Below are 20354 nucleotides of genomic sequence, written 5' to 3'. Positions count from 1 at the left end.
ATTGAGAAATAGGCAAAAAGCATACAAATATTAATTATCGATAATCTAAATATGACAAGCTATCTTTTCTTGAATATAAGAATCCACTATAAATTTTCTTTACCTCACGGCAGAGAGCAATGAAAAAATACTTACCTCCCTTATTCCTAATCCTGCTGTTTATTACGAATGGTGAAAATAACCTAGATACTATGTAGACAAAATATCTCCCAAGCCGCCCTTTTCAGGGCGCAAATCGACAGAACTTGCAGAACAATACCCGCAATACGCGAGTATCAATTCACATTCGAACCCTAAAAAAACACAAGGATTTTCAAGATATTTAGGGTTAAACCGCCAATCCGCCATGAGGAAAAAATGTGTATCAATTTTTTGTCCACACGGTCAATTTAATACCACCAATCCTCCGTAAAGGCAGATGCAAAAGGGCACATTGTGCACTTCTCGATTGACAATCGATGAGCAAGGTTATTTCTGTCACAGATGCCGGACGGGCACTCAGGCACACAGCTGCCCGCAACCAAGGTATTCTGGAATAAGACGAAATGGCCGATTCAAAATCAAAAGACAGCGTGACTGGCATGACGCCTCAGCAGTTCCGCCACTGGCGCCGGGCACTCGGGCTCAAGCAGAAAGACGCTGCGGATCGTCTCGGCCTGAAGAAGCGCATGATCCAATATTACGAAAAGGGGAATCGCGACGGTCGGCCCGTCGAAATTCCAAAGTCCATACGCCTTGCCTGCTATGCATTGTCGGAAGGGATCGCCGACTTCGACGGCCAAACAACGATCGCTTTGCCCGCCGAAACCGCCAAGCCGGAATAAAGTCGTGATTTTAGCCCGCAAAAGGTCGACTTTCACGTCCTGACGGGGTTTCCTCCTGCGCACCTTTTCCCTATAAGACGCGCTCAGCCAACATAGTCATACCCTCATGTCCGAGCCAGACCGAATAGCGGCCCCGCTATCCGGAAAGGCCGCTGCGAGCTGCGAGCCGAGATGCCAAAACGCACAGATATCTCTTCCATCCTGATTATTGGTGCTGGTCCGATTGTCATCGGTCAGGCCTGTGAATTCGACTATTCGGGCACTCAGGCCTGCAAGGCGCTGCGCGAGGAAGGCTATCGTATCATCCTGGTCAACTCGAACCCGGCGACGATCATGACCGATCCGGACCTGGCCGACGCTACCTACATCGAACCGATCACGCCGGAGCTGGTTGCCAAGATCATCGAGAAGGAACGCCCCGACGCGCTCCTGCCGACGATGGGGGGCCAGACCGCGCTGAACTGCGCGCTCGACCTGGAGCAGATGGGCATTCTGGAAAAATACGGCGTCGAAATGATCGGCGCCCGCGCCGATGTCATCGAAAAGGCCGAGGACCGCGAAAAATTCCGGGCAGCGATGGACGTCATCGGTCTGGAAAACCCCCGCGCTGCCATTGCCTCCTCCCCGGCGATCCACGACGAAAACGGCCGGATTGTCGGCTATGACCGCAACGCCGGTTATCTTGAAGCCATGCGCGCCATCGACGAGATCGGCCTGCCGGCAATCATCCGGCCCGCCTTTACCCTTGGCGGCACCGGCGGCGGTGTGGCCTACAACAGAGAAGAATATGAAACCATCGTCCGCTCCGGCATCGATGCCTCGCCGGTCGGTCAGGTTCTGATCGACGAGAGCCTGCTCGGCTGGAAAGAATACGAGATGGAAGTCGTCCGCGACAAGGCGGACAACTGCATCATCATCTGCTCCATCGAGAACGTCGATCCGATGGGCGTGCACACAGGCGATTCCATCACCGTCGCGCCGGCCCTGACGCTGACCGACAAGGAATACCAGATGATGCGCGACGCATCGATCGCGGTGCTGCGCGAGATCGGCGTGGAAACCGGCGGATCGAACGTGCAGTTCGCGGTCAATCCGGACAATGGCCGTTTGGTCGTGATTGAAATGAACCCGCGCGTGTCGCGCTCCTCCGCCCTGGCGTCCAAGGCAACCGGTTTCCCGATTGCCAAGATCGCGGCCAAGCTTGCCGTCGGCTACACGCTGGACGAACTGGAGAACGACATCACCGGCGGCGCGACCCCGGCTTCCTTCGAACCGACCATTGATTACGTCGTGACCAAGATCCCGCGGTTCGCCTTCGAGAAATTCCCGGGATCCGAATCGACCCTCACCACTGCCATGAAGTCGGTCGGCGAAGTGATGGCCATTGGCCGCACCTTCAACGAAAGCCTGCAGAAGGCCTTGCGCGGACTGGAAACGGGTCTGAACGGTCTCGACGAAACCGAAATCCCCGGCCTTGATCAGGGCGACGACCGCAACGCCCTGCGCGCTGCCGTCTCGACACCGACACCGAGCCGGCTGCTCAACGTCGCCCAGGCCATGCGCCTTGGCATGTCTGCCGAAGAGATCTACGAGGCCAGCGGCATCAATCCCTGGTTCCTGGAGCAGATCGAGGCGATCCTCGACGTCGAAGCGAAAGTTCGCAAGATCGGTCTCCCGAAAGACGGGGAGAACCTGCGCAAACTGAAAGCCATGGGATTTTCGGATGCGCGCCTGGCAAGCCTTGCCGATCTCGACGCGTCGGATGTCGCCAAGCTCCGCAAGGAACTGGACGTACACCCGGTCTACAAGCGTATCGACACCTGCGCCGCCGAATTCGCCTCACCGACCGCCTACATGTACTCCACGTACGAGGCTCCCTTCATGGGCAAGCCTGCCTGCGAGGCCAACCCGAGCGATCGCAAGAAAGTGGTCATCCTGGGGGGCGGTCCGAACCGGATCGGCCAGGGCATCGAGTTCGACTATTGCTGCTGTCACGCCGCCTTCGCTCTGGAAGACGCCGGCTACGAAACCATCATGGTCAACTGTAACCCGGAAACCGTCTCGACCGACTACGACACGTCCGACCGTCTCTATTTCGAGCCGCTGACCCCTGAGGACGTCCTGGAAATCATGCGCAAGGAGCAGGAGAACGGCACGCTGCACGGCGTCATCGTTCAGTTTGGCGGCCAGACCCCGCTGAAGCTGGCCCAGGCTCTGGTCAAGGCCGGCGTGCCGATCCTCGGCACGTCTCCCGACATGATCGATCTTGCAGAAGACCGCGACCGGTTCCAGAAGCTCCTGATCAAGCTCGACCTGAAGCAGCCGGAAAACGGCATTGCCTATTCCGTTGAACAGGGCCGTCTGATCGCCGGCCAGCTCGGCCTGCCTCTGGTCGTGCGCCCGTCCTACGTTCTGGGCGGCCGCGCCATGCAGATCATCCGCGACGAGGAAGCCCTCAACTCCTACCTGCTCGGCACGCTGCCGGAGCTGGTACCGGCCGAGGTGCGGGCCAAGTACCCGAACGACAAGACCGGCCAGATCAACACCGTTCTGGGCACCAACCCGCTGCTGTTCGACCGCTATCTCGACGGCGCCATCGAAGTGGATGTAGATGCCCTTTGCGACGGCAAGGACGTGTTCGTCTGCGGCATCATGGAGCACATCGAGGAAGCCGGCATCCATTCCGGCGACAGCGCCTGCTCCCTGCCGCCGTTCTCGCTCGGCGAAGACATGCTGGAAGAACTCAAGCGGCAGACCAAGGCACTCGCCCTGGGCCTGGAAGTCGGCGGGCTGATGAACGTGCAATACGCCATCAAGAAGGGCGAGATTTTCGTTCTGGAAGTCAACCCGCGCGCCTCGCGTACCGTGCCCTTCGTCGCCAAGACAATCGGCGTGCCGGTTGCGAAGATCGCCAGCCGGATCATGGCGGGCGAAAGCCTTGCTTCCTTCGGACTGTCGGAAAAGAAACTCGACCATATCGCGGTCAAGGAAGCCGTCTTCCCGTTTGCCCGCTTCCCCGGCGTCGACACCATCCTCGGCCCGGAAATGCGCTCGACCGGCGAAGTCATGGGCCTGGACACCGCTTTCGGCAAGGCCTTCGCCAAGGCCCAGATCGGCTCCGGCACCGGCGTTCCGGACAAGGGCACCGTGTTCGTTTCCATGCGCGACGAAGACAAGGCCGGCGTGATTGACGCGGTCCGCAGCCTGGAAGCCGGCGGCTTCACCATCATCGCCACCGGCGGCACCCAGACGTTACTGGCGGAAAAGGGGATTGCGGTGAAGAAGATCAACAAGGTCCTTGAAGGCCGGCCGCACATCGTCGATGCTATCAAGAACGGTGAGGTTCAGCTCGTCTTCAACACGACCGAAGGTGCGCAGGCTATCTCCGACAGCCGGTCCATGCGCCGGGCAGCTCTTCTGAACAAGGTTCCGTATTACACGACCCTTGCAGGATCTGTGGCCGCGGCCAAAGGCATCGCTGCCCATAAAGCTGGGAGCCTTGAAGTAAGACCTTTACAATCCTACTTCGGCTAAGTCTATTATACTCGTGACCGGCCGGGAAAGCGCGCCTTTCCCGGCTCGGTTTATTTTTGTCAAAGCGCGGTCCTCGAGTTAAGGGGGACCCAATAAGCTGAAGGTCTGAGACCAATGGAAAAAGTTCCGATGACCTCTGCCGGGTACAAGATGCTTCAGGATGAGCTGAAGGAACGTACGTCGGTTGAGCGCCCGCGCATCGTCGATGCGATTGCAGAAGCACGTGCACATGGCGACCTGTCGGAAAATGCGGAATACCATGCGGCTAAAGAAGCCCAGAGCCTGAACGAAGGCCGTATTTCGGAACTCGAAGACAAATTGTCCCGCGCTGAGATCATCGACGTGAGCAAGCTATCCGGCGACATCGTCAAATTTGGCGCAACCGTCACACTGATCGATGAGGACACCGAAGAAGAAAAGAAATACATGATCGTTGGCGACGTCGAATCCGACGTAAAGCACAACAAGGTCTCTATTTCTTCCCCGATCGCCCGTGCGCTGATCGGCAAGGCCATCGGCGACAGCGTCGAAGTTGCCGCCCCCGGCGGTGCCCACTCTTACGAGATCGTGGACGTCCGCTTCATCTGATCCCAGCCTTTCTGGATTTGCCTTGCGGCAAAAGACCTCCCCCGGGGGCCCGGACATTCGAGCCAGACAGGCTGAGTATCCGGGCCCACAGGGCCAGGTTTTGGCTGTCGTCTGACGCTTGCGGGCAACGTATGGGCGTGCGGCAACAGCCTTTAAGTCGCAGCAAAAGCTGAGCTTTCCCTTTGACGTCCACACGAGAGCCGTTAAGCTGACAACCAGAAAGTGTCGGAGGGTTTACAATGGTCTTTAACGCGATTGCCGTATGGCTGCTGATCGCGTCGGTTCCGTTATGGATTTACCGCTGGTTTCTGTTTTCCAGGCTCACTGCACGCGAACGCCAGATGTTCAAGCGCCTCGTCGCACAGCGCCACGAGAGCGCTTTCATGTTCGCCCTACGCATGGCCGGTTATCTGATCGTGCTCGCATTCAGTGTCTTTGTGGTTCTGTTCGGGCTCCGATATCTGAAAGACGGAGACCTGGGCATCACCACCTACTCCGACACGATTCGCAGCCGGCTCTATTCGGGCATCGGACCGGTCGACAATGCACTCGACAAGTTCCACTACGATCAGATGCTGCCCGTCGCGGCACTGACGACAATCCTGTTCCTTACAGTGTCCTTCACTCTGGCAACCGCAGCTCTCAGGGATATTTCCCTGATACGCCGACTGCTCAGGAAGGTCAGAGAACTGGCGTCGACTGACTGATTGATTGAGATCCCTGCCTGTCGCTCGGCAGGAGGCGTCAGATGTGCTGCAGGATATTCACAAGCCGCCCGAAGGGGTCACGTACATAAAAGCGCCGGACACCCCAGGGTTCATCCGCGGGACCGTACTCTACGGCGAGGCCTTGTGCCCGCGCTCTTTCCAGCACCTCTTGGAGATTGTCGACTTCCACCGAAAGATCAGGGACGGGCGTCCCCGCGCCGCCTTCGGCCGCAATGCTGACCTGAGCCATCGCACCGCTCTCCCCGGCAAAGGTAACGATCCAGCCGTGATCCATTGCCAGGTCCATACCCAGCAGATCTCCGTAAAAGCTTTTCGCCTTGCCGGTATCAGGCGAAGCAATATTCGCAACGATCCGTTTCACGGCCATGGCGAAGTGTGCCTCCAGCTCTCAAACCGGCGTCAGTCGATTGGAACGACCGGCTCGTCCTTGGTGCGGCGGATCGTCAGAGCCGTACGAACACTGTCGACATTGGGGGCGGCGGTCAGGTCGCGAATGATGAAATTCTGGAAGGTCTGCAGATCCGGAGAAACGCATTTCAGCAGGAAATCGACCTCACCGGAGAGCATGTAGCTTTCTCGCACCAGCGGCCAGTTCTGCACCGTCTGCTCGAAAGCAATCAGATCCGCCTCGGTCTGGCTGTGCAGTCCAACCATCGCAAAGGCCGTGACATCGTAACCGAGCTGCTTTTCGTCGAGCAGCGTCCGGTAGCCAAGAATGAGCCCGGCTTCTTCCAGCGCGCGCACCCGGCGCAGGCAGGGAGGAGCGGAAATGCCGACCCGACGGGCCAATTCCACATTGGTCATCCGTCCATCATCCTGCAATTCTTTCAGGATCTGCCAATCAATGGCATCGAGCCGCGCTTTCAAACCTGTCTCCTTCGCGCTTCGCATGAGGTGTTATGCTGTGGGCATCCGGGCCTTTCGCAAGACTGTCGCCTTGCCCGACACCGGAATCCCAAGCTACCCTCTATTCGTGCTGCCGGGTTATGATTTTTTGCGCGTTTGTGCAAGACTATAACAAAATTGCGCACTATTTCGAAAGATTACGATAGGGAACTTCTCCAGAACATGCCTTTATCGCCGGAGAAAGCCCCTTCCTCCCTCTGGATCCTGACAGATGGCAAGGCAGGCGATATCGCGCAGTGCCGCGGTGTCGCCGAAGCGCTTGGCGCGCCCTTCGAGGAGCGCCGGGTTGCGCCGCGCGCCCCCTTTTCCTGGCTCATGCCCTTTGGCCCGATCGATCCGCGTGAGCGGGCAACCCGTCCCGAAAGTCCGATCGCCCCGCCCTATCCGGATATCGCCATTGCCTCCGGCCGCAGGGCGGTCGCCTATCTGCGCCATGTCAAACGCCGCTCAGGCGGGCAGACCTTTACCGTGTTCCTGAAGGACCCGCGCACGGGACCGGACGCTGCGGACCTGATCTGGGTTCCCGAACACGACAAGCTTCGCGGACGCAATGTTCTGGTAACGCCAACCTCGCCGCACAGGTTCTCTGCCGCGAAACTGGCCGAGCTTCGTGGCCAGCACACTGCAGACATCGATAACCTGCCCCGGCCGCGAGTTGCGGTGCTCGTTGGCGGCGATAGCCGGCACCACAGTTTTTCCGAAGACGACCAGAACCGTCTTCTGAACGGTCTTCGTGAACTGGCACACACCACTCGTGTGCATTTCATGATCACAGCCTCCCGCCGGACGCCCGCCGGGCTGGCCTATGGTTTGGCGGGGCTGGCGAAATCGGGAGACCATCTTTACTGGACCGGTGAAGAGCCAAACCCCTATGGCCTTTATCTCGCCAAAGCCGACGCCATCATCGCAACCGCCGATTCCACAAACATGATCGGAGAGGCCACAGCCACCGGCAAACCCGTCCATGTGTTCGAACCGGGGGGCGGTCACGACAAGATCACCCGGTTTTTGGGGACTTTGCGACACCTGGGTGTCATTCACCCCTTTCCAGGTCCGCTGAAAACCACTACCTACGAGCCGATAGATGCCACGCCAGTGATCGCTCAACGCATCTTGAGCGATTTTTCGGCCTTTCGGCAAAACCAGAACAACGCCCTGACGGGCCAGCCCGGTCAAACCAACGACGGGGCATGAAGACAGGATAGAGGTGCGCCCATGAGCACGGAACACAGCAAACTTCTGATCATTGGCTCCGGCCCTGCCGGCTATACAGCGGCGATATACGCTGCGCGCGCCATGATGGAGCCCACGCTGGTAGCCGGAATTCAACCGGGCGGTCAGTTGACCATCACCACCGATGTCGAAAACTACCCCGGCTTCGCCGATCCCATCATGGGACCCTGGCTGATGGAACAGATGCAGAAGCAGGCGGAAAACGTCGGCACCAAGATTGTCTACGACACGATCGTGAAGGCCGACCTCTCTCAGCGCCCGTTCCGTCTGGAAGCCGACAGCGGCACGGTGTTCACCGCAGATTCTCTTGTGATCGCCACCGGTGCCCAGGCCCGCTGGCTGGGCCTGACTTCTGAACAGGATTACATGGGCGCCGGCGTTTCGGCCTGTGCGACATGCGATGGCTTCTTCTACCGCAACAAGGAAGTTGTTGTTGTCGGTGGCGGTAACACGGCCGTGGAAGAAGCGCTTTACCTCGCCAATCTGGCGTCCAAGGTGACTTTGGTTCATCGCCGCGACAGCCTGCGGGCGGAAAAGATCCTGCAGGACCGCCTGTTCCAGCATCCCAAGATCGATGTGATCTGGGATCACCAGGTGGATGAGATCCTCGGCGGCGGCGTGCCGAAAGCCGTTACAGGTGTGCGGCTGAAGAACACCGGCACCGGCGAATTCCGGGAAGTTTCCACCGATGGCGTATTCATCGCCATTGGCCACGCACCGTCCGTGGAACTTTTCAAGGATCAACTCACCCTGAAGTCGAACGGCTACCTGGAAACGGCTCCGGATTCGACCAGGACATCCATCCCGGGCGTGTTTGCGGCCGGTGATGTGACCGATGACATTTACCGTCAGGCGGTCACCGCTGCCGGCATGGGCTGCATGGCGGCCCTTGAAGCTGAGAAGTTTCTGGCCGAACATGAAGTGACGTCGACAAAACAGGCCGCCGAATAGGCTGGCATGACTGTCCTGCGGAGGGGCACGCATGGATTGGGACAAACTGCGCATCTTTCATGCGGCCGCACAGGCAGGCAGCTTTACGCACGCGGGCGACACTCTGCACATGAGCCAGTCCGCCGTAAGCCGTCAGGTCAGCTCGCTTGAGCACGATCTGGGTGTCCCTCTGTTTCACCGGCACGCCCGCGGGCTGCTGCTGACCGAACAGGGGGAATTGCTCTACCGGACCGCCAACGACGTGCTGATGAAGCTGGAGGCGGTTCAATCGAGCCTGACGGACAGCAAGGAAAAGCCCTCCGGGGCCTTGCGCGTGACCACCACGGTGGGGCTGGGCTCCACCTGGCTCACGTCGCGGATCAGAAGCTTCATCGATCTCTATCCGGACGTCGACCTGCACCTGATTTTCGACGACGACGAGCTGGACCTCAACATGCGCGAAGCCGATGTCGCCATCCGCTTGCGCCAGCCCACTCAGCCAGACCTGATCCAGCGCAAGCTGTTCACCGTGCACTTCCACGTCTATGCGGCACCGGACTACCTGCAGCGCTTCGGAACGCCGGTGACCATAGAGGATCTCGACAAGCACCGTCTGATCACCTTCGGCGAGCAGGCCCCGGCCTATCTCCGCTCCATGAACTGGCTGGAAACGGCCGGACGCGCAGCCACAAGCCCGCGCAGATCCGTCCTGAAGGCCAACAATCTCGTGGCCATCAAACGGGCCGTTCAGTCTGGCGTGGGCATCGCCATTCTGCCGGACTACATCATCGACAAATCGTCCAACCTGGTGCCGATGATGACAGACCAGGAAGACAAGGTACCCTCTTTCGATACCTATTTTGTCTATCCTTCGGAACTGAAAAACACCGCGCGTGTTACTGCCTTCCGCGAATTTCTGCTATCAAACGCCGAAGGCTGGGTGTTCTAGGCACTTTCGCACGCAAACCCCGGTCGTTGATTGCCACAAGGCAGTTCCAGCCGGGACTTGTGACTGACGGGGCCGCGCGGGCCACCCTGTTCCTTGCGCTCAGTCGCAGGACGCAAGGCCGGTATACTGGCGCAACGCCGTCGTTTCGCAGTTGAGCCTCCCCCCTCTCGTCATTCCGCTTATCTCGCACGGAGCGCGCTCGCTCCACTGTGCCGGCCAGGTATCGCCTTCGCTCAGGCTGATTACCCGACTCACGCCCAAATAAGGCTAAAATTTAGGCACTAAAATTTTCGCATAAAGAACGAGCATATTCACGTTTTCCAGTGCCTCAATGGATTTTTTTCGCCTGGAATTAAGCTATTTGCGAGGCCCGCTCCACAGGTTACAACTAATTCAATCTGTTGAAATTAAAGAAGTTTTTGGAGAATTTTTGACCGCCCGGTCAAGCTCTGCGGAAAACGCATAGCAGGTCTGCGCCCCTGCCTCTTGTTTATGCAGCTTGTGCACTGCATATAAGCATCACTGTTGGTCACACGGACATCACGTCCTCCTCCCAGTGATGTTCCGACCAGCTGTTCCCCTCTGGAAGGTGATTCCACTGTTTACAGTGAATCAAAATAAACTGCCGGGTCTTTTAGACCCGGCTCTTTTTTTGTCTACCGCTTGCTGCGCCGCAGCATGACGTGATGCCACTTCATCTCACATGAACAGGCGTTCGTTGCCCAGGTCCTTGTAGAGGCCGGCGACCTGCTCTTCATAACCGTTGTAGAGAAGCGTGTTGCGGCGTTCGTCCGTTCCAAGCAATCGCTCGGAAGCCTGCGACCAGCGCGCATGTGGCACTGACGGGTTCACGTTCGCCCAGAAACCATATTCCGAAGACTGAATCTCTTCCCAGAAGCTGACAGGACGCTCGTCGGTGAAGGAGATCTTCACGATCGACTTGATCGATTTGAAACCGTACTTCCACGGAACCACCAGACGGATCGGCGCACCATATTGCTTGGCAAGCGGCTTGCCATAGATGCCGGTCGCGATGAACGCCAGTTCGTTGGTCGCCTCTTCCAGCGTCAGCCCCTCCACATACGGCCAGGGATACCAGCTCTGCTTCTGCCCCTTGGCAACCGACGGATCGAGGAAGGTTTCAAACCGCAGATATTTGGCACCTGTCTGCGGCCCGGCGAGCTTGACCAGTTCGGCAAGCGCAAATCCCGACCAGGGCACGGCCATCGACCACGCCTCGACACAGCGATGGCGATAGAGCCGCTCTTCCAGCGGCATCTTGGCCAGGAGATCGTCTATATCGATCTCCTGCGGGTTGTCGATCATGCCATCCAGCACGACGGTCCAGGGACGTATCTTGAGGTCCTGCGCCGCCGGCCAGATCTGCTTGTGCGTGCCGAACTCATAGAAATTGTTGTATTTGGAAGTGAACTCTTCCGGGGTCACGTTCCGGTCGAGTGTAAAGGCGGCATTTCGCTTGACGGGATAGAGACCGGCGCTTGGGTCCTCTTCCGCAAAGGCGGGTCGCATTCCAAGTCCCGTGCCCATCAGGGCCCCGGCCCCGACAAGGCCGGCGAGGATCTGTCGACGGTTCATGAAAACCGCCTCTGGCGTCGCCTCGCACTCGGGAATCTCCCAGCTGCGTTTTTTCAATATGTTCATTGTCAGTCTCCCGTTTGTTCCGAAGGAAACCGGAATCGGCCTTCAATGGCAAATAACGCCCTGGTGACCGGACGCAACATCAATGTGATCGAATCTTTGACCGGAGCGGCACTTCGAACGCAACAGAGGGGCCAGCCGGCCCCTCTTGAAATCGCGTTCAGATGGCTGATCACGCCGCCTGCTTGCCAGACCTTTGCAGAGCCAGATCGGCCGCCTTACCGGACAATTCCGCCATATGGTCGAATTCGGCCGTATAGCTGGCGACACCGGCTGTCGCAGAGCGCAATTCAACGATCAGGTCACCGATTTCCGCCTCCGGCATCAACGCCTGAACCTCATCCCAGCCGACCCAGTCCGGGCGGGCGTCGAAGCCGAGCAATTGTCCACGCCGCGCCGAGACAATCGCGTTGACCCGTGCCGTTGCATCGCTCGGGCAGGAAATCACCACCTTGTGGATCGGCTCCAGCAGCACAGGCTTGCACTCTATCAAACCTTCCCGGATTGCCAGAATACCAGCCATCTTGAAGGCCTGATCGGAACTGTCGACAGAGTGATAGGACCCGTCTGTCAAACAGACGGACACATCCACCACCGGGAACCCCAGCGGTCCTTGCTTCAATGCTTCCAGCACGCCATCGCGCACCGACGGGATATATTGTTTCGGCACAACGCCTCCGGTGATCGTATCGGAAAACTGGACGCCCTCGCCCCGCGGCAACGGAGATATTTCAATCACCACGTCGCCGAACTGACCATGCCCGCCCGACTGTTTCTTGTGACGGCCACGAACCTTGGTGCCTGTGCGGATCGTTTCCTCATACGGCAAATGCGGTGTATGGACTGCAACATCCAATCCGTATTTTCCGGCCAGCCTTTCCTGGGCAACACGCAGGTGCATCTCTCCCTGCCCCGATAGCAGTGTTTGCGCCGTTGTCTGGTTCTGCGAGACAACCAGCGAGCGATCCTCTTCAACCAGCTTTGCCAGCGCCGCCGAAAGCCGGACTTCATCCTTACGATGATTGGCGGCAATCGCCGTTGCCAGGACAGGGAGACGTCTCTCCGGCACTTGCAGGCTTTGCATCTTTCCGCTTTCGAAACTCAAAAGGTCGCCAGTCTGCACATCATCGAGACGCCCAAGTGCGACCAGCTCCCCCATGCCTGCGGTCGCAATCTTGTTTGTCTGCTGGCCGAAGACCGAGAACAGGCCGGACACTCTCACTTCACTGTCTCCATTGACGAAGAGACTGTCACCATCGGAGACCACGCCCTCCAGAACACGGGCAATCGACAGCTTGCCGCCGTGCTGGGTGTGCAGCGTCTTGATGACTTGCAGCGTCGCCTTCGACTTTGCGCCGAGCACCCTGCGCGACAGCAGGTCGACACCTGGTACTTCATGGCGCAGAGCCTTGAGCAATCGGCTGACGCCGTTGCCGTGTTCTGCAGAGCCGAAGAAGACAGGGCAGATGAGGCCGTCCTGCATTTCGTTCACCAGATCAGCAAACACCTGATCGCGATTGGGTGCGATATCCTCAAGCAACGCCTCCATCAGGTCGTCATCATGGTCGGCCAGATGCTCCAGCATGGTGAAACGGGCTTCATGCTCGCGCGCAAGGTCCGCATCGGACATGTCGATCCGAGTGCTTTCCTCTTTCTCGTGATAGACATGCGCCCGTTCCAGCGCCAGATCGATGAAACCGGTTGCCAGACCGTCTTCCCAGATCGGAATTTGCCGCAGCACCAGCGGAACGGCAGAGGCCGGTTGCAGAAGGCTGAGGACATCACGCACCCGCTGTGTGCTCTTGTCGATCTTGTTCAAAAACAAAACCCGCGGAATGGCGCGGGCTTCAAGAGCTTTGAGGATCAGCTGCAAGGCCGGAACCTTGCGCTCGTCGTCCTCCGCCACAACGACCGCCAGATCAACACCGGACAGAGCTCCATCCATTTCGCTGAGGAACTCGACCGATCCCGGACAGTCGACGAACACCAGGCGGTCTCCCAGAAATTCCACATCCGCGATATTCAGTTCCACACTCATGCCGTGGGCACGTGCCTCGGACGAAGCATCGCCCACCGTATTGCCGCCCGCGACGGTTCCTTGCCGGGCCACCTTGTCCGTTCGCGCCAGCAAGGCTTCCAGAAGACTGGTCTTGCCGCTGCCGAACGGACCCACCAAGGCGATACAGCGCGGAGCGCTGCCCGCGGCAGATCCTTTTCCGTTTGAACTCATTGTCATGCTGAGCCTCCCGTTAGTTCGAGGATACCTCGTAACAACGCGGCAGGGCCGGCTGGGGAACGCGGCCTTCCGCGTCTCGCCCGGATGGGATCGAAGGCCTATAGCCCGGTACTCATCGCACCAAGCCCCAAACAGCGGCCGATCGACCAGGGGCGGTCCCCCATCGTCGCGCCGATGCCAGCGGCAACGCAAGGGAATCTTACGCGGCAGCGCAGCAATTAGCCCGTGAGAAGCTTCGCGGGGGGCTCGGAAACCAGAGACCCGCCGCGTTCAGGCGCATGACCTGGTTTGTCAGAAGATGACGCCACACCCTTGGCAGTGGTAAATCTCCAAACCGGCGTTTGAAAAAGCCCGTCTTTCAGAGACACGACCGGGAATGCCTTTGCCCTGCCGGATTTGGCAAATAGTGAAATTCAAGCGCGGCGACCTATGTAGTCTGTGATGAACCGCCTCCGGGCCCAAGGAGCATGCTTGACCAAGACCCTGTTACTCTTTGCAGCCATCATGGCCGCGGCACCCGCATTTCCGGCGCAGGCGCAGTCCAACCAGCTACGCAGTCCCCCCATGGCGTCCTCGCCGCGGCTGCCCTCGGCCGGGCAGCAGCTCAACCAGAACCTCAATCGGCAACAGTCCGGCTTCTCGACCCGTCAACAGATCGACGGTGCGGTTCGCCTGAACCGCACCGAGCAGATCAACCGGCAGAATATGCAGCCGGACAAGGTGGAAACACCCTGTGCCGGTGCAAATGAAAGCTGCCGCGACTGAAGCTGGGAGATGAAGCGACGGATGGCCGCTGAGACTTAGTTGATCAGTTCCAGCGTCATCTTGCTGACACCCAGGGTCAGATTGGTTCCGGTCTGGCTTTCCAGACTGAAGGGATTGAGCGCGATGGACCGGTCGAAACCACCCAGCAGCGCGTTCGCCTTGATCCCCGCACCAACGCTCGCACCGGCAGTCAGTCCGGCGTAAGTACCCGTCAGAAGGCCAGGCTTGCGGTTTGCGGACGGCGCCAGGACGCCCCAGACCAGCGTGGCCTGCTTGGTCTTGCCGATGTCGAGCCCGTAGTCACGTACGGTTCCCTTGTAGTTCTCCACCCCGCCGCCATCGACCGGTGAGAAGCTGCATCCAAGTGTTGCCGAAGAACCGACAATGAAGCTGTGCTCGCCTTCCACAAGGCAGGTCAGTTTGCCGATTTCAACCTTTGGGCTGTCTTCGGAGGCAAAGGCCGGCATCGCCGTGGCAATGGCCACGGCAGCAAGAACCGGTGTCAGAATACGCATAGAGAGAACTCCCGTTCGGCTGCGAATATCCGCTTGTAACAAACGTGCGGATTACCTCCGTGATATGGCGTGCCAAGACGTCAAAATCGCGGCAGGAAAACAACGTGTCATGTATAAATTTCGCAGGTCTCCGAAGCGCTCCCCAGAGCAGGCGGAAGCATGATGCTTCTCGAATACTTCTCCGACAGCCCCGCGATCAGGAACCGTCGACCGCCGATCAGTAGGGTCAATGTGGCGACCAGCGGTAAAATGCTGTTTTGCGCAGCCCAGAAGGCTCAGACCGTACCGGCCAGCCGGCTCCAGATCACTCGCCTGCCGCCGCAGGAGAATGAAAACAATCGACGGCAGGCTCTCGAGCAGATCAACAAGAAGCTGTTTCTGTCGAGCGTTTGCCACCGTTCATTCTCTCATCAATTGGAAAAGGCCAGGACGCTCTTAGCATGCTCCAAGCCCTGGGCCACGCAAGCAGAAACCCGGACCGCAACAAAAAAGGACGGCCAACAAGGCCGTCCTTTCTCAACGCTTCGCGAAGATCGAAAAGCTTATTTCAGGTTGCCGCAGAAGCGCTGGATGCGGGTGCAGGCTTCTTCCAGGGCTTCGGTGGAGGTCGCATAGGAAATGCGGAAGTTCGGGCCGAGACCGAAAGCCGAGCCGTGAACAACGGCAACGCCTTCAGCTTCCAGAAGCTCGGAGACGAAGTCCTCATCGCTCTCGATCACCTTGCCGGACGGTGCCGTCTTGCCGATGGTGCCGGCACAGGACGGGAACACGTAGAACGCGCCTTCCGGCACCGGGCAGGAAATGCCGTTGGCCTGGTTCAGCATGGAGACGACCAGATCCCGGCGGCCCTTGAAGATTTCATTGTTCTTCGGAATGAAATCCTGGGTGCCGTTCAGCGCCTCGACCGCGGCCCACTGAGCAATGGAACACGGGTTGGAGGTCGACTGCGACTGGACCTTGGCCATCGCCTTGATCAGGTCGGCCGGGCCACCGGCATAGCCGATACGCCAGCCGGTCATCGCATAGGCCTTCGAGACACCGTTGACTGTCAGCGTGCGCTCGTAAAGAGCAGGCTCCACCTGCGCCGGCGTGGTGAACTTGAAGTCATCATAGACGAGGTGCTCATACATGTCGTCGGTCATGACCCAGACCTGGGGGTGCTTCATCAGCACAGCGCAAAGCGCCTTCAGCTCAGCTTCCGTATAAGCCGCACCGGACGGGTTGGACGGAGAGTTGAAGATCAGCCACTTGGTACGCGAGGTAATCGCCGCATCGAGCGCTTCCGGTGTGATCTTGAAGGTGGACTTGTCCGCTTCCACGATCACCGGTTCGCCGCCTGCCAGCAGCACCATGTCCGGATAGCTCACCCAGTAAGGGGTCGGAATGATGACTTCATCGCCCGGGTTCAGCGTTGCAATCAGCGCATTGTAAAGCACCTGCTTGCCGCCGGTTCCAACGGTGATCTGGTTGGTTTCGTAAGTGAGGCCGTTTTCCCGCTTGAACTTCTCGACGATAGCCGCCTTCAGCTCCGGAATGCCATCGACAGCCGTGTACTTGGTCTTGCCGTCGGTGATGGCCTTGATGGCGGCTGTCTTGATGTTTTCCGGGGTATCGAAATCCGGCTCGCCAGCTCCGAGACCGATTACATCGCGGCCTGCGGCTTTAAGCTCGCGTGCCTTGTTGGTGACGGCGATGGTCGCAGAAGGTTGAACACGCGCCAATGCGTCAGCAAGAAAGCCCATAATGTCCTCCAGGGGGAAACGGGATTAACAGCGCGCGGACCCTAGATCCGTGCGCTGCGGAAAACAAGACCAAATCAAGACGAGACCGGGCGTTTTCAGACCGCTTGCGCCAGTTTGCCGGCGTATCTTTCGATCGCCCTGGCATCAAGCGGTCCACCATGGCCGAGATAGAACCGTTTCGCCCCCTTCGACAGCAAAAGTTTCAGCGACCGGGCGACCTCAATCGTGTCTTCTTCAAAGGGTGGTGGCTTGGGCCAGCCCTTGAATGCGATTCCCCCAAGAAGAATGCCGGATGCCGCCAGATCACCCGCGATGACGGTGCCGTCTGCAAGCAGGACCGAAAGCGATCCCGGCGTGTGGCCAGGCGTCGGCAATACTTCTCCCGTAAGGCCATAGGCTGACAGATCCAGGGTCTGGTCTGCCGACAGGAGAATGTCCGGCTCGACCTTCGCAAACGGCCGCTCGATGGCCCCCGTCATCTTGAACAGGCGGCCGAATGGGCCGGAGGGACGCAGCAGTGGCGCCCTGCCCTGGCAATAGGGCAGATCGCCTTCATGCAGCACAATGGGCGCCCCGGACAGTTTCCTGATGCGCGCGGCGCTACCTGCATGATCGATATGGCCATGGGTCACCACGATCAGCTTGAGGCCGGCGAGGGAGCAACCGGCTTTTGACAGACCTTTTCCGATCTTGCGTTCGCTGTCCGGCAACCCCGTGTCGACAAGCACCGCACCATCGGTAGAGGTCAGTAGAAAGGCATTGACCATGCCGAACGGCAGGATCGGAATGGCGTGGATCTGGATCTCGGACATGTTTGCCGCGGCTCTCTTCCTGGTGATAGGCTGAGCCTTTCCTAGGCGGACGCGAAAAAGCGTTCAATTAGGCACCTTTTGGTAACCCGGACACGCCTTGGATCCGGGCAAACCTGCGGAAACGGACATGAGCGAACCGATCTCACCCCTCTGGCGCCTGCCCGGCACGCAGGACTGCCCTGTCGCCGACACTCTGAAAACCATCGGCGGCAAACACACGCCCAGGGTTCTGCATTGCCTGGCCTTGAAGGATCATCATTTTCTGGAACTTCAGCGCACACTGTCGCCGATCAGCCGAAAGGTGCTCGTCCAGGAGCTGCGCCATCTGGAAGAGGCCGGACTGGTCGCCCGCACCCAGCTGGACGACGCTCGCCGCCGTGTCCGCTACGGCCTGACACCAAAGGGCCGCGGCCTGGCTGAAATCCTGGGTCGGATCTTCCTTTGGGCCGTGGAACACCACACCGGGAACGAAGCTTCCGCAGCTTGACGCAATCGGGCCGGTCAACCGTGCCCGGGGCGTACGATCAGCTTCTCGTTTCGAGAATGAGCTTGGGCTCGTCCTTGTCTTCGTCGATGATCGTGGATTTGAAGCGCTTTTTCTTGGTCTGGCCGTTGAGCACGGTCACAGGCACCGACAGCGGAACATCCGAAGCTTCCTTGGCGGCCGTCAAAAGGGAGGCGTAATTGCTCGGGTGCAGCAGCATTTCGGTGATCGGACGGCCGTCGATTGCCTCCGACGTAAGATGATAGGTCTTCATCGCCGCATTGTTGGCCGCGATGATCATGCGTGACTTGATGTTGACCACCAGGATCGGCGCGCTGCACGCTTCGAAGACCTTGGCAAAATCGACATCGCCGCCCGCATGGCCTGCCGAGAACAGTACGCCGCCCACCGTGCCGCCGACGCGGAAATACATGGCGTCATATTTCAGTTCGACGCTGTCGTTGGAGGCCAGCAGAAACTTGCCCCGGCCGGTCGCGCTCGCCCGGCGCGTCAGCGCCGCCAGCGTCAGGGAGACGATCGTCCGGCCAACCCGGTTCTGAATATGGGCGATGTTCCGCCCAAGGATCAGCCGCGCGTCCTCGATCTGGAAGCTCTTCAGGAAACCGTCGCTGGCAAAGCGCACGTAGCCGAAATTGTCGACCAGAAGCACCCCGCGCGTCGACGACGCAACGAAATGCTGGAGGATCGGCGCAAGCCCCAGCACGACCCTGCCCGGATTGTCGTCGTTCTCGCCAACGGAGGGAAAGCAGATCGCGAGGATCTTGCCGTCCGGCAACTCATAACGATAGGCAACGATCGGAATGCCCGGAATACGGTGATCCGGTCCACCGCCGACATCGAACGGTCCTGCCCGCCCTTCCCGGATAGCGCCCTGCACCAGACGGAGAATGGTTTTCCGATCTTCAGGCGATAGATGGCGCAACGCTTCGTTGGAAGGCGCTTCCTGCAGATCGCGCACTTCACTGTTGAAGCTCTGCGACCCCACCTCATGCCAGAGGATGGTCTTTCTGCTGATATCTGCGATGAAAAACTGGATACCCGCCAGAGCCAAAGCCGGTGGCTCCGCAGCCTTTTTGACCGGCGGTTCCGTCGACGTTGCTAGGTCTGTCGGCTTGTCCACCGTGGCGCTCTGAGCGGCGTTAGTCGTCATTCGATGCCTGGTCTGTTCTTAGCGGGTCTCCCTGTTCTGGAGCATGCTTGTGAAATGCAAACAAAAGCTAAAATCCCGCTGTTAAAATCCTGGCTTGCGTCAATTTTTACAGTCTTTAAAAAAGAAATACATTTTACGAGAAGGTTTATTGTTATTTTTACGAGGGGTTAATTTACAAAACTCTGCCCTTGACCGCACACGTGCCTGAGACGGTCTGGTAACGCGAAAATCGAGATACCCTTGCTCCGGTTTGCAGCCGCGACCGCAGACTGGACACCACCTGTTGTGGTGCTTACGCCGGGCACCAGCAATCAGTCGGAACTTGCCGCAAAATGGTCATGAAAACACACAGGCCATGTCTAATTCGCGTCTGCCTGACGGCGCAATTTCCATCGAAATTGATGTCTCCCAAGCGGATGGAGGAGCCGATGGCCCTAGCAACGATTGTTCAGCCGACGACTGAAACGCAGAACGTAAGCTCGAAACCTGTTTCCCTGTTCATCATGGCAGCAGGCTTGTTGATGATGATGTCCACGTTGGAGCCGTCCCTGGCGCTGCCGCTGGTCGCGTTTCTGACCATGGCCGCCGTCACCTGTCTGATGGCCCGCCGCCTGTTTCAGGACCTGACCGGCGCAGATGCGCAGGCAGACTGACAGCAGCCACCGTACAACCGTTCAAACCTGACAGAACTTGATCATGGCACGCGTCGAAAATCAGAAATCCAGAAAATCCAATCCCTCGAAAAGCGACCTGCATGAAGCCCGGCCGCTGTTGCAGGCGATCTTTCTGGGCATGCTGCTGGCAACCGCCCTGGTCGCTGCGGCAGCCATGGCCAAACCAACCAACATGAACAGCATCACCAAAACCGCCCCTGCCGCCCACATGGTAGTCGGAAGCGCACCGGCGATCCCCGGTCTGCCATCAAAGACCACGTTCTGAAAACATAATCCCCAAGATAGCCGAGACCCGGCCTCATGCTTGACATGAGTGCCGGGCCTCAGTGCCCGGTCCGCCGCCGGAGAAACTTTCTTTTCCGCTGCCGGCCCCTCTTTTGTCTGGCTGACAGGCCATCGCAAAACCAAGCAATGGGGCACACCCACATTCTGACCGCACCTGGGTGATCGGCCTGGGGTGAACGACCTGTCGCCCCGCTGTTGATCACGGTCAAGGACAGGAATTCGACTGCCAGCCAAGTAAAGCAAGAACAGGTTTTGCCCGCAAGACCACGTCCGGCTTCTGGCGGGCACCGGCAACAAATTTACCGGAGACGCCAGGTCC

General features: G+C 58.8%; 20 protein-coding genes. 12 read left to right on the top strand and 8 right to left on the bottom strand.

The window, feature by feature from the left end; translation table 11 throughout:
* Nucleotides 1–545 precede the first annotated feature (545 nt).
* From FMN63_RS19805 to FMN63_RS19790, 4 genes are all read left to right on the top strand, one after another.
* Nucleotides 546–824 (top strand): helix-turn-helix domain-containing protein, encoded by a 279-nt coding sequence (locus FMN63_RS19805; RefSeq protein ID WP_148585893.1) that lies wholly within the window; start codon nt 546–548, stop codon nt 822–824.
* A gap of 171 nt (nt 825–995) precedes the next feature.
* A complete protein-coding gene (gene carB, locus FMN63_RS19800) occupies nt 996–4358 on the top strand; it encodes a carbamoyl-phosphate synthase large subunit (protein WP_148585892.1) in 3363 nt (1120 codons plus the stop codon).
* Between the two features lie 114 nt (nt 4359–4472).
* Nucleotides 4473–4946 (top strand): transcription elongation factor GreA, encoded by a 474-nt coding sequence (greA, locus tag FMN63_RS19795; protein WP_148585891.1) that lies wholly within the window; start codon nt 4473–4475, stop codon nt 4944–4946.
* Nucleotides 4947–5185: 239 nt separating this feature from the next.
* Nucleotides 5186–5653 (top strand): hypothetical protein, encoded by a 468-nt coding sequence (locus FMN63_RS19790; protein WP_148585890.1) that lies wholly within the window; start codon nt 5186–5188, stop codon nt 5651–5653.
* Between the two features lie 37 nt (nt 5654–5690).
* Here FMN63_RS19790 and FMN63_RS19785 read toward each other — a convergent pair whose 3' ends face one another.
* Both FMN63_RS19785 and FMN63_RS19780 read right to left on the bottom strand, forming a co-directional pair.
* Nucleotides 5691–6041 carry a VOC family protein gene (locus tag FMN63_RS19785; protein WP_148585889.1) on the bottom strand — a complete coding sequence of 117 codons (351 nt, stop codon included), beginning with the start codon at nt 6039–6041 and terminating at the stop codon, nt 5691–5693.
* 32 nt (nt 6042–6073) lie between these two features.
* On the bottom strand, nt 6074–6541 hold the full coding sequence (locus FMN63_RS19780; protein WP_148585888.1) for an Lrp/AsnC family transcriptional regulator: 468 nt from the start codon (nt 6539–6541) through the stop codon (nt 6074–6076).
* A 201-nt stretch (nt 6542–6742) separates the two neighbouring features.
* Here FMN63_RS19780 and FMN63_RS19775 point away from each other — a divergent pair, with 201 nt between their 5' ends.
* From FMN63_RS19775 to FMN63_RS19765, 3 genes are read left to right on the top strand one after another with little or no spacing between them, the layout of a single operon-like run.
* Nucleotides 6743–7774, top strand: coding sequence for a mitochondrial fission ELM1 family protein (locus FMN63_RS19775; protein WP_148585887.1), 1032 nt, complete (start codon nt 6743–6745; stop codon nt 7772–7774).
* Between the two features lie 21 nt (nt 7775–7795).
* Nucleotides 7796–8764: a thioredoxin-disulfide reductase gene (trxB, locus tag FMN63_RS19770; RefSeq protein WP_148585886.1), complete on the top strand. Its 969-nt coding sequence runs from the start codon at nt 7796–7798 to the stop codon at nt 8762–8764.
* Nucleotides 8765–8795: 31 nt separating this feature from the next.
* Nucleotides 8796–9692 (top strand): LysR family transcriptional regulator, encoded by an 897-nt coding sequence (locus FMN63_RS19765; RefSeq protein ID WP_148585885.1) that lies wholly within the window; start codon nt 8796–8798, stop codon nt 9690–9692.
* A 699-nt stretch (nt 9693–10391) separates the two neighbouring features.
* On the opposite strand, the gene msrP is transcribed toward FMN63_RS19765, so the two are convergent.
* Both msrP and FMN63_RS19755 read right to left on the bottom strand, forming a co-directional pair.
* Nucleotides 10392–11354: a protein-methionine-sulfoxide reductase catalytic subunit MsrP gene (gene msrP / locus FMN63_RS19760; protein ID WP_148585884.1), complete on the bottom strand. Its 963-nt coding sequence runs from the start codon at nt 11352–11354 to the stop codon at nt 10392–10394.
* Between the two features lie 169 nt (nt 11355–11523).
* On the bottom strand, nt 11524–13581 hold the full coding sequence (locus FMN63_RS19755; protein ID WP_209001352.1) for an elongation factor G: 2058 nt from the start codon (nt 13579–13581) through the stop codon (nt 11524–11526).
* A 477-nt stretch (nt 13582–14058) separates the two neighbouring features.
* Here FMN63_RS19755 and FMN63_RS19750 point away from each other — a divergent pair, with 477 nt between their 5' ends.
* Nucleotides 14059–14352 (top strand): hypothetical protein, encoded by a 294-nt coding sequence (locus FMN63_RS19750; RefSeq protein ID WP_148585882.1) that lies wholly within the window; start codon nt 14059–14061, stop codon nt 14350–14352.
* A 35-nt stretch (nt 14353–14387) separates the two neighbouring features.
* Here FMN63_RS19750 and FMN63_RS19745 read toward each other — a convergent pair whose 3' ends face one another.
* Nucleotides 14388–14867, bottom strand: coding sequence for a DUF992 domain-containing protein (locus FMN63_RS19745; protein WP_148585881.1), 480 nt, complete (start codon nt 14865–14867; stop codon nt 14388–14390).
* 159 nt (nt 14868–15026) lie between these two features.
* On the opposite strand from FMN63_RS19745, the gene FMN63_RS19740 reads away from it, so the two are divergent.
* Entirely contained in the window at nt 15027–15482 is a 456-nt protein-coding gene (locus tag FMN63_RS19740; RefSeq protein WP_148585880.1) for a hypothetical protein, read from the top strand.
* Here the strand turns inward: FMN63_RS19740 and FMN63_RS19735 are convergent.
* The gene (locus FMN63_RS19735; protein ID WP_148585879.1) at nt 15410–16609 is read right to left on the bottom strand and encodes a pyridoxal phosphate-dependent aminotransferase; all 1200 of its coding nucleotides are present in this window, start codon (nt 16607–16609) and stop codon (nt 15410–15412) included. The two genes, FMN63_RS19740 and FMN63_RS19735, sit on opposite strands and share 73 nt — an antisense overlap.
* Before the next feature lie 95 nt (nt 16610–16704).
* Nucleotides 16705–17421, bottom strand: coding sequence for an MBL fold metallo-hydrolase (locus FMN63_RS19730; RefSeq protein ID WP_148585878.1), 717 nt, complete (start codon nt 17419–17421; stop codon nt 16705–16707).
* Between the two features lie 127 nt (nt 17422–17548).
* Here FMN63_RS19730 and FMN63_RS19725 point away from each other — a divergent pair, with 127 nt between their 5' ends.
* Nucleotides 17549–17908: a winged helix-turn-helix transcriptional regulator gene (locus FMN63_RS19725; RefSeq protein WP_148585877.1), complete on the top strand. Its 360-nt coding sequence runs from the start codon at nt 17549–17551 to the stop codon at nt 17906–17908.
* Nucleotides 17909–17945: 37 nt separating this feature from the next.
* On the opposite strand, the gene FMN63_RS19720 is transcribed toward FMN63_RS19725, so the two are convergent.
* Nucleotides 17946–19076, bottom strand: coding sequence for a hypothetical protein (locus tag FMN63_RS19720; RefSeq protein ID WP_205514165.1), 1131 nt, complete (start codon nt 19074–19076; stop codon nt 17946–17948).
* 428 nt (nt 19077–19504) lie between these two features.
* Between FMN63_RS19720 and FMN63_RS19715 the strand changes: the two genes are divergently transcribed.
* Together FMN63_RS19715 and FMN63_RS19710 are read left to right on the top strand one after the other, a co-directional pair.
* On the top strand, nt 19505–19729 hold the full coding sequence (locus FMN63_RS19715; RefSeq protein ID WP_148585876.1) for a hypothetical protein: 225 nt from the start codon (nt 19505–19507) through the stop codon (nt 19727–19729).
* Between the two features lie 43 nt (nt 19730–19772).
* Nucleotides 19773–20015 (top strand): hypothetical protein, encoded by a 243-nt coding sequence (locus FMN63_RS19710; RefSeq protein ID WP_148585875.1) that lies wholly within the window; start codon nt 19773–19775, stop codon nt 20013–20015.
* The last annotated feature ends 339 nt before the right edge of the window (nt 20016–20354 follow it).

The sequence above is a fragment of the Stappia sp. BW2 genome (genome assembly GCF_008107695.1).
In the GTDB taxonomy this organism is placed as follows: Bacteria; Pseudomonadota; Alphaproteobacteria; order Rhizobiales; family Stappiaceae; genus Roseibium.
This window is presented reverse-complemented; position numbering and strand designations above follow the sequence as displayed.

Coding starts and splice junctions, on each gene's coding strand:
- FMN63_RS19785 (WP_148585889.1), bottom strand. CDS start 6,041: ATGGCCGTGAAACGGATCGTTGCGAATATTGCTTCGCCTGATACCGGC.
- greA (WP_148585891.1), top strand. CDS start 4,473: ATGGAAAAAGTTCCGATGACCTCTGCCGGGTACAAGATGCTTCAGGAT.
- carB (WP_148585892.1), top strand. CDS start 996: ATGCCAAAACGCACAGATATCTCTTCCATCCTGATTATTGGTGCTGGT.
- FMN63_RS19755 (WP_209001352.1), bottom strand. CDS start 13,581: ATGAGTTCAAACGGAAAAGGATCTGCCGCGGGCAGCGCTCCGCGCTGT.
- FMN63_RS19720 (WP_205514165.1), bottom strand. CDS start 19,076: ATGACGACTAACGCCGCTCAGAGCGCCACGGTGGACAAGCCGACAGAC.
- FMN63_RS19730 (WP_148585878.1), bottom strand. CDS start 17,421: ATGTCCGAGATCCAGATCCACGCCATTCCGATCCTGCCGTTCGGCATG.
- FMN63_RS19710 (WP_148585875.1), top strand. CDS start 19,773: ATGGCACGCGTCGAAAATCAGAAATCCAGAAAATCCAATCCCTCGAAA.
- FMN63_RS19790 (WP_148585890.1), top strand. CDS start 5,186: ATGGTCTTTAACGCGATTGCCGTATGGCTGCTGATCGCGTCGGTTCCG.
- msrP (WP_148585884.1), bottom strand. CDS start 11,354: ATGAACATATTGAAAAAACGCAGCTGGGAGATTCCCGAGTGCGAGGCG.
- FMN63_RS19715 (WP_148585876.1), top strand. CDS start 19,505: ATGGCCCTAGCAACGATTGTTCAGCCGACGACTGAAACGCAGAACGTA.
- FMN63_RS19805 (WP_148585893.1), top strand. CDS start 546: ATGGCCGATTCAAAATCAAAAGACAGCGTGACTGGCATGACGCCTCAG.
- FMN63_RS19765 (WP_148585885.1), top strand. CDS start 8,796: ATGGATTGGGACAAACTGCGCATCTTTCATGCGGCCGCACAGGCAGGC.
- trxB (WP_148585886.1), top strand. CDS start 7,796: ATGAGCACGGAACACAGCAAACTTCTGATCATTGGCTCCGGCCCTGCC.
- FMN63_RS19725 (WP_148585877.1), top strand. CDS start 17,549: ATGAGCGAACCGATCTCACCCCTCTGGCGCCTGCCCGGCACGCAGGAC.
- FMN63_RS19745 (WP_148585881.1), bottom strand. CDS start 14,867: ATGCGTATTCTGACACCGGTTCTTGCTGCCGTGGCCATTGCCACGGCG.
- FMN63_RS19735 (WP_148585879.1), bottom strand. CDS start 16,609: ATGGGCTTTCTTGCTGACGCATTGGCGCGTGTTCAACCTTCTGCGACC.
- FMN63_RS19775 (WP_148585887.1), top strand. CDS start 6,743: ATGCCTTTATCGCCGGAGAAAGCCCCTTCCTCCCTCTGGATCCTGACA.
- FMN63_RS19740 (WP_148585880.1), top strand. CDS start 15,027: ATGATGCTTCTCGAATACTTCTCCGACAGCCCCGCGATCAGGAACCGT.